We start from the raw sequence: 12,247 nt of genomic DNA on the forward strand, positions 1-12,247 counted from the left end.
CCGATATGCGAAGTGGGTGCGCGGCGCCTACCGTGACGCGCATGGGCGCAGCAGTGGAACTCGAAGTGGGGGAGCGGACCGTACGTCTGTCCAGCCCCGACAAGATCTACTTTCCGGAACGGGGCTTCACGAAGCTGGATCTCGCCCAGTACTACATCGCTGTCGGCGAGGGCATCATCCGTGCGCTCCGGGACCGCCCCACCGCCCTCGAGCGCTATCCGGAGGGCCTGGCGGGCGAATCCTTCTTCCAGAAGCGTGCCCCGAAGAACCACCCGGATTGGATCCCCACCAGCACCATCAGCTTCCCCAGCGGACGTACCGCGGACGAGTTCTGTCCCACCGAGGCCGCCGCGGTGGTATGGGCCGCACAGTTCGCCACCTTCACCTTCCACCCCTGGCCGGTACGCCGTCACGACCTGGACCATCCCGACGAGCTGCGTATCGACCTGGACCCACAGCCGGGCACGGACTTCTCCGACGCGCGGCGTGCGGCCCATGAACTCCGCTCGGTGCTGGACGAGTTCGGCGGACTGCGGGGCTGGCCGAAGACATCGGGCGGGCGCGGACTGCATGTCTTCGTCCCGATCGAGCCCCGGTGGACGTTCACCGAGGTGCGCCGCGCCGCCATCGCCTGCGGTCGCGAGCTGGAGCGGCGCATGCCGGGACGGGTGACCACGGCATGGTGGAAGGAGGAGCGGGGAGAGCGCATCTTCGTCGACTACAACCAGACGGCGCGAGACCGTACGATCGCCTCCGCCTACTCGGTCCGCGCCCATCCCCGTGCGCAGGTCTCGGCGCCGCTGTGCTGGGAGGAACTGGACACCGCGGCACCCGCCGACTTCGACATCGCCTCCATGCCCGTGCGCTTCGCCGCACGGGGTGACGTCCACGTTGACATGGACGACCATGCCTTCCGTCTGGACGCCCTCATCGAACTCGCCGACCGGCAGGAGCGGGACGGTGGCCTCGGCGACCTCCCGTACCCCCCCGAGCATCCGAAGATGCCGGGCGAGCCCACCCGCGTACAGCCGAGCCGTGCCAGGCACAAGGCGGAACCCGGGGCGTGAGCCGTCAGTTGTCTGCCGCGTCAGTTGTCTCCGGCTGCCATGGAAGCGGTGTGCTCGCGCACCTGCTCGGGAGTCAGGTAGGCATCCGTGTACTCGAAGTCCCGCAGGGTCGCGGGCCGCTGAGCCTGGAACCCGGTGCGTACGAAATCGTCGCCGGCGATGGCATTGATCATCCAGTTGGTCATCACCCGGGTCTTCGCGACATTCGTCCGCAACGCCCCCAAGTGGTAGCCGCGCGCAACGGCCTGCGCGGAGGCCCCGCGCAGTTCGACGCCGAGCGGCTTCGAAACGGCGTCCCGGCCACCGAGATCCACCACCAGGCCCAGGTCCCTGTGCACATACGGCTGCAGCGGCCGGTGGCGCAGCGAGGCAATGATGTTGTCGGCGATCTTCCGGCCCTGACGCATCGAGTGCTGGGCGGTCGGCGGACACACGGCGCCGTCCCCCTTGGCGAGGTCGGGGACCGCTGCGGCGTCGCCGAGCGCGAAGACACCGTCGCTGCCGGGCAGCGTCATCTCGGGCGTGACGGCCAGGCGGCCGCGCACCGTCTCGGCGTTGAGCGTGGCGATCAGCGGGCTCGCCGCCACGCCCGCCGTCCAGATCAGCGTGCGGCACGGCAGCACCCGGCCGTCGGTGAACGTCACCTTGTCGGGCCCCGCCTCGGCGATCGACACGCCGAGCGACACCTCGATACCGCGCTCCCGAAGGATGTGCAGTGCGCTCTTCCCGAGTTTGTCCCCCAGCTCGGGCATCAGCTTCGGGGCGATGTCGATCAGGTGCCATTTGATCAGCTTGGGATCGATGTGCGGGTAGTGCTTCACTGCGTTGCAGGTCAGTCGTTGCAGACAGGCGGCGGTCTCGGTGCCCGCGTATCCGCCGCCGACCACGACGAACTGCAGCCGGGAGATCCGCTCGTTCGGGTCATGACTCGCGTCGGCGAGGTCCAGCTGCTCGATCACGTGGTCGCGGATGTACGCGGCCTCGGCAAGCGTCTTCACCCCGATCGCGTTGTCGACGAGGCCGGGAATGTCGAAGGTCCGGGTGACGCTGCCGGGTGACAGCACGATGTAGTCGTATCGCTCATTGACGATCTCACCGGTGATCTTCCGGACGACGCAGACCTTCGCCTTCGTATCCACTCCGATCGCGCCGCCGGGGATGATCCTGGTGCGGTGCTTCTGGCTCCGGCGCAGCGAAACCGCGACCGACTGCGGAGTGAGCACGCCGGACGCGACTTGCGGCAGCAACGGCAGGTAGAGCTGGAAGGAGAACGGCGCCACCAGCGAGATCATCGCTTCTCCCACGGAAAGCTTCCGTTCGAGGCGGCGTACGCACTCCACTCCGGCGAAGCCGGCGCCCACTACGAGAATCCTGGGTCGTCCCACGGTGTTCGTCCCTTCTCGGGTCTGCACGGTCGTCTCCACCCGCCTGCCCACTAACCGCTGCATGCCACAGACCATCTTCCCGGGCCGGTCGCGAGTTCGCCTGCTGAATGCGGCGGCCGAGCCCGTCGACGCCGCGCCCGGGGCGGGATCAGGGCCGGTTCTCCGGACGTACTTGGCACCCATGAGTGATACGGATATGACGAGGGCTCGCACCGGTCACCGGCGCGAGCGGGCGGCTGCCATTCAGCGGGCTGGTGTTCGGGCCGGCCGTGCTCGCCGCCCGACTGGGGCGTTCCGCTGATCGTCGGTCACGGAGAAATGAACGCCCCAGCGCGCCGCCGGTCGGGCAACGGGCTTGCGACGCAGGTCAACACACCCGGGCAGGCGTTGGCACGCAACCGCGCTTGCCTACCGGGTCCGTCCGGCGCAGGCAGCCGGACTCGGTCGGCTCTACAGTGGTCGGCATGGGGGACTCACGGCCGACCTCGCCGTTCCACGCGGACAACCTGAACGCTTCGCCGGCCGACCGGCTGGCCGGCGCGCTGGACGCCCAGGCGTCGGCCGCAGGAGTGCGGCGGCTGCGGGACTGGGCGCATCGCGGGATCGCTGCCCGGCCCGGTGAACGGGCGCTGGACATCGGAGCCGGGACGGGTTCGGAGACCCGGGTGCTCGCCGCCGCCGTGACATCGAGCGGCGACGCGGTCGGCGTGGAACCCCACCCCGGGCTGCGGGCGCTCGCCACGCAGCGGGCGGCGGATGCGGGCAGCACGGCCCGCTTCGTCGACGGCGACGCGGTCGCGCTTCCGGTCGATGACGCGGACGCCGATGTGGTCTGGTGCGAGCGGGTGTTCCAGCATCTCAGCGAGCCGGACCGAGCGGCGGCCGAGATCGCCCGGGTGCTGCGGCCGGGTGGGCGGGTCGCGCTGCTCGACACCGACTGGGCCACCACGATCCTCTACCCCGGCGAGCCGGACGTGGTGAGCGCCCTGACAGGTGGCGCCCTCTCGGCGGCCGCCAATCCGCATGCCGGGCGAAAACTGGTGGGGCAACTGGCCGCCACCGGACTCGAGACCCAGGACATCGGCTCCCAGGCACTCATCCAGGACCCCGGGAAGGTCAACTGGCCGCTCGTCCGGATGCTCGGCGAGCAGGCTCTGCGCCGCGGACTGATCACGGAGCAGCAGCGGGACCGGCTGTATGCGGACCTCACCGCGGCAGCGGGACGCGGCGCGCTGCACATGTCGGTCACCCTGTTCGGCGTGATCGCCCGCCGCCCCCGCTGACCCTCCCCGTGCCGACCGGAACTCCCCTTCACGGCAGCTATGACATCCGCCTGACCGTCCTGGACCTGCCGCAGCAGAACCTCGGGCTGCCGGTAGAAGCCGAGGTCGAGGCCACCACGGAGAACAGCCGTGGTTCCCACGACGTCGACGGCGGGCCGGCTGCGCCGCTGACGCCCGGCGTGGCCACGGGCGCGGAACAGGACGCGGATGCCACCGAGGTCCCGCCCGCGACAGCCGTCTTGGCACCACCCGGCGGATGCCGCCCGCCTGAAGCCCCGTCCGCCCCGTCGCGCACACCGCCGGACGGGGCGGACGTCAGTGGGACCGTAGCGCCAGTTCCTGCAGGAGCGCGACCGCGTCCGCTGCCCGCTCGTGTGGGACGAACAAGTGGTCGTGGTGGTATCCGGCGACGACATTGCAGCTGAGTCCCGAGGCGGCGAGCTCCTGAGCGACGGCCGCGGTGAGGCCCACCGCTTCCAGCGCCGAGTGGACACGCAGAGTGATCCAGCCCGCCACATAGCCGTAACTCAGTCCCGCCGAGTCTGCTTCCTCCGCTGTGGTGACCAGCGTGAGGCCCTCCGGTTCGCGGACCGTCACCACCGGCGTGACGCCGGCCGGTACTGCGGCGGTGACCGTGGTGAAGACGTAGCGGCCCTCGTGCAGTTCGGGACCCATGCGGCTCAGCAGCTTCCGCAGGTCCTTCTCGCCGCTCATGGCTCTGAGGCTACTTCACTCCGGGGGCTGATTTGCGCGGCATGTCAGGCTGCGTTGACGCAAATCTGGGTGTCAGGCTAGCCTGACATCATGGAAACCGGAGATCTCGAAGAACGCCTCAGGTCCCACGATCCGGCGGTGGGGCTGCGCGCGGTAGGAGCCCTGCATCGACTGGCCGAGCAGGTCGAAGCGGCCTCGGTGGCCCGTGCCAGACAGCAGGGCTGGTCCTGGGAGCAGATCGGGGACGCCCTGGGCGTGTCACGGCAGTCCGCACACACCAAACACGGGAAGTGAGAGAGCCATGTTCGAACAATTCGCAACCGGAGCCCGCGCGGTCGTCTCCTCGGCCCTGGAAGAAGCCCAGCTGCGCGGCGATCGCCGTATCGGCACCGAGCACCTGTTCCTGGGGGTGCTGTACGAGCCCGAATCGTTTGCCGTCCGGTCGCTGGGCGTCGGCCTGGAGGACGCACGCACCGCGCTCGACGCCCTCGACAGGTCGTCGCTGGCCGCGATCGGCATCGAGGTCGATGGCATCGAGCGGCCGCGGATTCCTGCCTCGCGCAAGCGGACCCCGTTGACCTCCGGTGCGCGCTCCGTGTTTCCACGCGCCCTGTCCGAGGTGCGGAAGAGCGGCAACCGCCGGATCGAGTCCGAGCACCTGCTGCTCGCGCTCCTCGACTGCGAGCGACCCGATCCGGCGGCGGAACTGATGGGAGAACTGGGTATCGACCGCGCTGCCGTGCGTGAGCGCATCCGGCAGCGTTGAGACCGCGTCACTCGGGTCGCCCGGTCCGTGCCCGCCGGGCGGAGTGCCGGGGACCACGGAGCCGGCCGCGCGTGGTCAGGCTGCGTCGGCGGCTGCTTGAAGCGCCGCCATGTCGATCTTCTTCATTCCGAGCATCGCCTTCATCGCGCGCTGACCGCGGGCATTGTCCGGGTCGCCCAGCAGGTCGTTCATCCCGTCCGGGACGACCTGCCAGGACAAACCGTACTTGTCCTTCAGCCATCCGCACGGGCCCTCCTCGCCGCCTTCGGAGAGCTTGCTCCAGTAGCGGTCCACCTCCTCCTGGTCGGCACAGGTGATCATCAGCGAGATCGCCTCGTCGAAGGTGAACTGCGGCCCACCGTTGATCGCGATGTAGTCCTGGCCGTCGAGAGTGAAGTCGACGGTCAGCACCATGCCGGCCGGACGGGGACCGGCCTCTCCGTAATAGGTGATGTTCTTGATCTTCGAGTTGGGAAAGACCGACACATAGAAGTGGGCGGCCTCCTCGCTCTCGGTGTCGAACCAGAGGTTGGGGGTGATCCGGGGCATGGCACTCTCTCCTGCCGTTGTCGGGAATACGGTCCGTCATCTGTTCCGACTCCCGGGCCGCCGGAAACTCATCGCGAGGAACAGCACGGACGCGCGAGACGCTTCGAGTAGTCCGGTCCGGAATCTACTCACCGTGGCTACCAGGCAGTAGCGTCAACGGGGTTCTCCACCCGACACCGCTGGAGGCTCCATGCGCGCAGCACTGCTCAGACCCGCCCGGATCGCCCTGACGACGGCGCTGTTCGCCGCCGTGGCGCTGTTCGGTACCGAGACATCCGCCTCGGCGTCGGACGCCGCGTCGCCGCACCAACCCCCGCGTTACTACCTGGCGCTGGGCGACTCGCTGGCCGCCGGCTATCAGACGCTGCCCGGCGGGGGGCACGTGACCGGCCGCGGTTACGCACAGGACATCGCCCGTACGCTGTCCGCCCGGGCCTCGACCGCCGGCCGGCCGTTCGACTTCGTCGGACTCGGCTGTCCCGGTGAGACCACCGGCTCCATGATCAACGGTGGCTGCCCGTACCCCCACCCGTACACCGACTCGCAACTGGCCGAGGCCGTCGGCTTCCTGCGCGCCCATCACGACGACCGGACCGTCGTGACCCTGGACATCGGCGCCAATGATGTCGACAGCTGTATGACCGGTGGCGCCATCGATGTCGGATGCACCGTGACCGGGATAGGCAAGGTCCGTACGGGGCTCGACACGATCCTGGACCGCCTGAAGGCTGTCGCCGGCCCGAACACCCGGATCGTCGGCATGAACCTCTACGACCCCTACCTGGCAGCGTGGCTGACGGGGTCCCAGGGACGGACGGCCGCTGCGCTCTCGGTGCCGCTGGGGGACGCGCTGAACGCCACCATCGGCCTGACTGACGCCGCCCACGGCGTGCCGACCGCCGACGTCGCCGCAGCCTTCCGCACCAATTCCTTCCTGCCGCTCACGTCGCTCAACGGCCAGAAGGTGCCGCTGAACGTCGCCCGCATACTGCAGTGGACCAATATGGCGCGCGGTGACATCCATGCCAACGACACGGGCTACCAGGTGATCGCAGACACCTTCCTCAGAAAGTTCTGATCGCGGTCGGTCTCCGCACCCCGGCAGAGGACTCAGCCGGCGCCATCGAACGGGCGTCGGCCGGTCTTTTGTCACAGTGCCTCCCGAGATGTCCGCAGGGGCGGAAAGTGTCCTTAGCCGTAAAAGGCAGGAGCTTGGTAACTTATCGTTTCTTCTCCTAGCCGAAAGCGCTGAAGATGTCTGAAGTCGGTACGTCTGCCGTCAGTGCGGTTCCTGATGTCTCCGTGGTCATGGCCGTGTACAACGCCATGCCCTATCTCACGGAGTGCCTGAACTCGCTGCTGCATCAGTCCATCGGTCTGGACCGGCTCGAGATCGTGCTGGTGGACGACGGTTCGACCGACGGGAGTCCGGCGGAACTGGACCGCTTGGCGAGCCTCTACCGCCAACTGCGGGTCGTGCACCAGGCAAATTCCGGTGGCCCGAGTCAGCCGCGCAACCGCGGGCTCGACCTCGCCCGTGGCCGCTACGTGTTCATCGCGGATCCCGACGACTACCTCGGCCCGGAGGCCCTGGAGCGGCTTGTGGCGATGGCTGAAGCCCAGAACAGTGATGTCGTCGTCGCCAAAGTGGTGGGAGTGGGCCGTGGCTCGGCCCCGCAGGCCTACCGGCACGCCGAGCGGGTGGATCTCTACACCTCCGAGGTGTACCGCTCGCTGCTGCCGATGAAGCTCTTCCGGCGGTCTCTCATCGAGGAGGCCGGGATCCGCTTCCCGGAGGACCTCTGGCTGGGCGAGGACCAGATCTTCGTCACTGAAGCGTTCCTGGCGGCTCAGGTGATCTCCGTGGTCGGTGACTACGACTGCTACTTCCTCCGCGCCCTGGACGGTGGCACGAACCTGACATCCCGGCGGCGCGCTCCCAACGATCGGATGCTGGTCTTCGAGCGGGTGATGCCGTTGGTCGCCGAGCGGGTGACCGATCCGCTGGGCCGTCGCCGTATGCTCGCGCGTCACTTCCGCTCCCTGATCGAAAAGGCGCTGCTCCTGTCGCTCATCCGGGATCAGGACATGGCCGACCGGGCCGAAGTGACGGCCCGTTGCCGGGCCTTGTGCCATTCCTACTGGGACGAATCGATGGCGCCGGAACTGTCCGCCCTGACCCGGCTCCAGCTGTACGTGCTGATGACGGGGAACGATCAGCTGCTGCCCGAACTGGCCCGGTACACCGCGCCCGGCACGCCGGATCTGGTACTGGAAGGCGGTCGCGCGTACCGGAGGGACTTCCCCTACTTCCGTGATCCGGCCGCTCGGGTACCTGACGCGGCGTACGACGTCACGGACCGGCTCAAGATCAAGCAGAGCGTGTCGGTCGTGTGCTGGTCAGACGGGCTGCTACGGATAGCGGGCGCAGCGTTCATCCCGATGATCGACACCCGTGACATGGCGACCCGGTTGGTGCTGCGGGAGCGGGGCGGGGACGGTGAACGGACCGTGGCAGTCCGGCACACCGCGACCCCGCAGCTGACCGAAAAGCATGGTGCGGGACGACACGACTACGGGCTGTCCGGATGGGAGGCGGAGCTGGATCTGGACCACATGGGGCAAGACGGCGCGCTGCCGGACGGTGTGTGGGATCTGCACATCCAGGTTGAGGCACAGGGGGTGATGAGGGAGACCCGACTGGCCGCGCCGGCGAGTCTGGCGTCGCGGCCCCAGGCGCTGCACGAGCATCGCGAGAGCGCAGTTGCCTACCGCACCAAGGGCGGGAAGCTGAGCCTGGATATCGGCGGCACCTTCCACACCGTGCCGACCCGGGCCCAGGTTCTTGAGGAGTTCTGGACCGAGGGGGTTCTGTATCTGCGGGGCACGGGGTGGATGGAGAACGCTCCGGGGTCTCCCTTCCAAGCCCAGGTGTTTCTCAGACGCCGTGGCGACGGCCACGAGGTCGCCGTCGACACTCGGTTCGCACCGCAACAGGTGGTGACGCCAGAGCCGCGCGAGGCCCTCGCGTTTTCTGCGGCGCTTGATCCGCTGAACGTGTACGCGGGCGCGCCGCTGCCCGGCGGCGTGTGGGACGTGTTCCTTCGGCTGGCGGCCCCCGGTCTGGTGCAGGACGGGCGGCTCAGGGCGGCGGACACGATCGACCCGCGCGATCTGTGGCGCACCCACATTCTCACTGGCTCTCAGGGAGACCTCGGTTTCATCACGCCCGTCGTCACCGCCCACAATTATGCGGTCATCCACAGCGGGGAGCATCACTTCACGCCGGGGACACAGGTGCTTATCTCGCAGGTCGGGCGCGGCGGCGCGGACCGCGAAGTTGTCGTCCGGGGGCGCATCGGACTGCAGAACTTTCAGAACGGCCGGCTGGATCTCGTCCTGACGGAGAGCGGAGGCGCCTCACACCGGGCCGCTGTCACCCCGATGTCCCCGTCCCCCACGCCAACGGCGCAGGGGACGGAGCGGAACACCGACCAGTGGCCGTCTTTCAGCGCAGTCTTCGGGGTCGGGATGCAGCAGCTTCGGCGTGCCGGTGCGACGGCCCGCTTCGAGCTCACGGTGGGCGGACGGAGCTATGAGTCGACGATGCGGATCACCTGATGCGGAAGTAAGACTGATAGCAGCTGTCACTCGGGCGGCTCGGCCGACCAGGTGATCCGCGGCGGCCGCACCGAGGCGCACACCGGCTGCCCACGGGCATCGGTGAGTCGCAGCCTCCCGGTGAGGCGGCCCGACCACACGGCGGCGTCGAGCACCTCGGGCGGCACGGCGTCGAGCATCAGCTTGGCCCGGCGGAACATGACGGGGCGTCCGCTCCCGTCGAGAGTGACCCAGGAGAGGTAGACGAACCGGCCGCCCAGACGGTTCTGGACGTAGGGCCCCGTCAGGGCGACGTCCCCAGCGTCAGTGGTGACCGTGCAGTCCAGGGTCCAGGCGGCGGACGCGCTGTCCCCGGAATGCAGGCCGATCACCTCGTCCGGTCGGTTCCTGGCCTGGACGCCCACGTGGATGTCGTCGGCATCGGCGAAGTCGGTGGCGGCACAGGTGCGGCCCGGGAGGGCGGACGCCTCGATACGGATCTGCATGAGGCTATTGTCGGGCCACCGCCCGGCCGGCCATCACGCACCACCCTTCGGGGCGGACGGATCGGCGTGCACCTGCCGCATCGCTGACCGGGCGCCTGCACGGGCCCGACGTCGTGCCATGTGGTGGCGCCGCTCATGCCGTGCGGGCCGTCAGGCGCACCGACCGGATAAGTTGCCCCTTTACGGGGCGGAACGAAAGGGTCGGGATGGGTCACTGGCTGCACCGAAACATCGTTGAGCCGGGCAAACTGCCGCTGCTGCTGGCCCTCATCTCGTTCGTTCTGTCATTTCTGATCGCTCGCACCATCGCTCGTCTCATCCGAGCGGGGCATGGACCGTTCCGTAATGTGTCACCCGGCGGGCTCCATGTTCATCACGTGGTTCCCGGAGTCGTGCTGGTGGTCGTCGGCGGCTTCGGCGCGGTGACCAGCGGTATGTTCGGTGTCGGAGCCTCGGTCTGCGCCGTGCTGTTCGGTACGGGGGCGGGGCTGGTCCTCGACGAATTCGCCCTGCTGCTCCACCTGGACGACGTGTACTGGAGCGAGCAGGGCCGCAAGAGCATCGAGATCGTGGTGCTCACCGCGGCGCTGGTGGCGCTGGTGCTCGGCGGTTTCCTGCCGTTCGGAGTCAACGATGTCAGCCCGCAGGAGAAGCAGAACCGCGCTGCGATCATCGTCGATGGGCTGCTGAACTTCTGTTTCGCCCTCATCGCGCTGGCCAAGGGGAAACCGCGGACCGCGCTGATCGGTGCGGTGGTTCCCTTCGTCGCCCTGATCGGGGCGATCCGGCTGGCGAAGCCGGGATCCGTGTGGTCGAAGCGCTGGTACAGGCGCCGCCCCCGGACCCGTGCCCGGGCCGCTCTTCGTGCCTTCCGGCACGACCGGCGCTGGGCCGGGCCCCGGCGCCGCGCCCAGGAGCTGATCGGTGGTGCCCCGGACCCGGCCGGGCACACCCGCGATCCCGGACCGCCGCGCTGATCGCTCAAGTCCGGAGGAAGCTGTTCCAGCCGCCGGCCGGGGCCTGGCCGACGTTGAGGGTGCGGAGTTTGGCGAGGACCTGCGGATCCTGCACGTCGAGCCAGTCGACGAATTGCCTGAAGGAGACGAGCTTTACGTCGCTCTTGTCGTAGATGCCGGTCAGGACGTTCTCCACCGCGTCCATGTAGATCCCGCCGTTCCATTCCTCGAAGTGGTTCCCGATGAAGAGGGGGGCGCGATTGGTGGTGTACGCGCGCTGGAAACCGGCGAGGTAGGAATCGGTGGCTTGTTTGCGCCAGCCGGGATAGTTGGCGACGGGACCACGCGTCGAATTCTTGGACTGATTGGCGAGGATGTTGTAGTCCATGGACAGGACTTCGAAGGAATGGCCGGGAAAGGGAATTCCCTGGAGCGGCAGGTCCCACAGACCGTTTCGTTTGACCGGCCACGTCTGTCGGCCACCGGGGGAACTGGCGTCGTAACGCCACCCGAGCCGGGAGGCCGTGGGGAGCAGGTTGTCCTGCCCGAGGAGACACGGGGTACGGGAGCCGACGAGTTCCTTCTCGTAGTCGAAGGGCAGCGGTTCCAGATCGTGCCAGCCGGTGTTGGTACGCCAGTGGTTGACGAATGACTTGGCCTGCTCGATCTCGCTCGACCACTGGGCGGGCGTCCAGTTCGCGACCGACCCGCTCCCGGAGCAGAAGTGACCGTTGTAGTGGGTTCCGATCTCGTGGCCTTCCAGCCATGCCTGGCGGGTGTACTTGAGGGTGAGCTTGATGTGCTCATCGGTGAGGTAGCCGATGTCCGAAGCACCGACCGGGTTGTTGGGGGGGCGGTAGAGGTTCTTCTTCGATTCCGGCACCAGATAGAGCCCGGAAAGGAAGAACGTCATGGCCGCGTTGTGCTGTTTCGCCAGTTCGAGAAAGCGCGGGAAGAGGCCGTTTCCGACTTCGCCCGCGCCGTCCCAGGAGAAGATGACGAACTGCGGTGGCGTCTGCCCCGGTTCGAGGGGGACCGGAGGGTCCGGCTGGTGCGGCTGCTTTCCGGTGTCGGCGGTCGAACCGTCACCGATGAGCCGTACCGAACTCGTGGGGGCGGCGGCGCCGGACTCCGCACGTCCGTTCTTCTCCGGAAGGGTCGCGGTCTTGCTGCTGTCGCAGCCCCCGAGGGCGATGGCGGCGACGGCTCCGAGCCCCGCACTCAGAACGCTTCGTCGGCTGGCTTCTGACATGCCGCTCCCTTCACGCCCCTTCCACGCGGGCGTTTTTCTCGGGTTCTATTAATGTGATTACCTGAAAGTCATACTGGCTCCGTTGGATCGCTCCGGACACGCCGCGCTGAACGGTGCGAGGGAGCACTCGCGCGGCGTAACGGCTGGTTACCGGACCGACGAAAGCTGC

12 protein-coding genes are annotated in these 12,247 nt (G+C 68.2%); 7 read left to right on the plus strand and 5 right to left on the minus strand.

Features of this window, described 5'->3' with window-relative positions; all coding sequences use genetic code 11:
* Positions 1–41: 41 nt before the first annotated feature.
* Entirely contained in the window at positions 42–1,067 is a 1,026-nt protein-coding gene (ligD, locus tag AB0436_RS07125) for a non-homologous end-joining DNA ligase (RefSeq protein WP_366466689.1), read from the plus strand.
* 20 nt (positions 1,068–1,087) lie between these two features.
* Here the strand turns inward: ligD and AB0436_RS07130 are convergent, their stop codons facing one another.
* On the minus strand, positions 1,088–2,452 hold the full coding sequence (locus tag AB0436_RS07130; RefSeq protein WP_366466898.1) for an NAD(P)/FAD-dependent oxidoreductase: 1,365 nt from the start codon (positions 2,450–2,452) through the stop codon (positions 1,088–1,090).
* A 464-nt stretch (positions 2,453–2,916) separates the two neighbouring features.
* Here AB0436_RS07130 and AB0436_RS07135 point away from each other — a divergent pair, with 464 nt between their 5' ends.
* Positions 2,917–3,735, plus strand: a complete 819-nt coding sequence (locus AB0436_RS07135) for a methyltransferase domain-containing protein (protein WP_366466690.1) — start codon at positions 2,917–2,919, stop codon at positions 3,733–3,735.
* A gap of 315 nt (positions 3,736–4,050) precedes the next feature.
* On the opposite strand, the gene AB0436_RS07140 is transcribed toward AB0436_RS07135, so the two are convergent.
* Positions 4,051–4,449 (minus strand): ACT domain-containing protein, encoded by a 399-nt coding sequence (locus AB0436_RS07140; protein ID WP_366466691.1) that lies wholly within the window; start codon positions 4,447–4,449, stop codon positions 4,051–4,053.
* 90 nt (positions 4,450–4,539) lie between these two features.
* Between AB0436_RS07140 and AB0436_RS07145 the strand changes: the two genes are divergently transcribed.
* Together AB0436_RS07145 and AB0436_RS07150 are read left to right on the plus strand one after the other, a co-directional pair.
* A complete protein-coding gene (locus tag AB0436_RS07145; protein ID WP_366466692.1) occupies positions 4,540–4,743 on the plus strand; it encodes a helix-turn-helix domain-containing protein in 204 nt (67 codons plus the stop codon).
* A gap of 7 nt (positions 4,744–4,750) precedes the next feature.
* Entirely contained in the window at positions 4,751–5,215 is a 465-nt protein-coding gene (locus tag AB0436_RS07150) for a Clp protease N-terminal domain-containing protein (protein WP_366466693.1), read from the plus strand.
* Between the two features lie 75 nt (positions 5,216–5,290).
* On the opposite strand, the gene AB0436_RS07155 is transcribed toward AB0436_RS07150, so the two are convergent.
* A complete protein-coding gene (locus tag AB0436_RS07155; protein WP_366466694.1) occupies positions 5,291–5,764 on the minus strand; it encodes a VOC family protein in 474 nt (157 codons plus the stop codon).
* 190 nt (positions 5,765–5,954) lie between these two features.
* Here AB0436_RS07155 and AB0436_RS07160 point away from each other — a divergent pair, with 190 nt between their 5' ends.
* Positions 5,955–6,842: an SGNH/GDSL hydrolase family protein gene (locus AB0436_RS07160; protein ID WP_366466695.1), complete on the plus strand. Its 888-nt coding sequence runs from the start codon at positions 5,955–5,957 to the stop codon at positions 6,840–6,842.
* A 176-nt stretch (positions 6,843–7,018) separates the two neighbouring features.
* Positions 7,019–9,385, plus strand: coding sequence for a glycosyltransferase (locus tag AB0436_RS07165; RefSeq protein ID WP_366466696.1), 2,367 nt, complete (start codon positions 7,019–7,021; stop codon positions 9,383–9,385).
* 26 nt (positions 9,386–9,411) lie between these two features.
* On the opposite strand, the gene AB0436_RS07170 is transcribed toward AB0436_RS07165, so the two are convergent.
* Positions 9,412–9,870: a DUF5990 family protein gene (locus AB0436_RS07170; RefSeq protein ID WP_366466697.1), complete on the minus strand. Its 459-nt coding sequence runs from the start codon at positions 9,868–9,870 to the stop codon at positions 9,412–9,414.
* Positions 9,871–10,076: 206 nt separating this feature from the next.
* On the opposite strand from AB0436_RS07170, the gene AB0436_RS07175 reads away from it, so the two are divergent.
* Positions 10,077–10,847 (plus strand): hypothetical protein, encoded by a 771-nt coding sequence (locus AB0436_RS07175; RefSeq protein ID WP_366466698.1) that lies wholly within the window; start codon positions 10,077–10,079, stop codon positions 10,845–10,847.
* A 4-nt stretch (positions 10,848–10,851) separates the two neighbouring features.
* On the opposite strand, the gene AB0436_RS07180 is transcribed toward AB0436_RS07175, so the two are convergent.
* Positions 10,852–12,078, minus strand: a complete 1,227-nt coding sequence (locus AB0436_RS07180; protein ID WP_366466699.1) for a hypothetical protein — start codon at positions 12,076–12,078, stop codon at positions 10,852–10,854.
* Positions 12,079–12,247: the final 169 nt, after the last annotated feature.

The organism is Streptomyces sp. NPDC051322, assembly GCF_040689485.1.
In the GTDB taxonomy this organism is placed as follows: Bacteria; Actinomycetota; Actinomycetes; order Streptomycetales; family Streptomycetaceae; genus Streptomyces.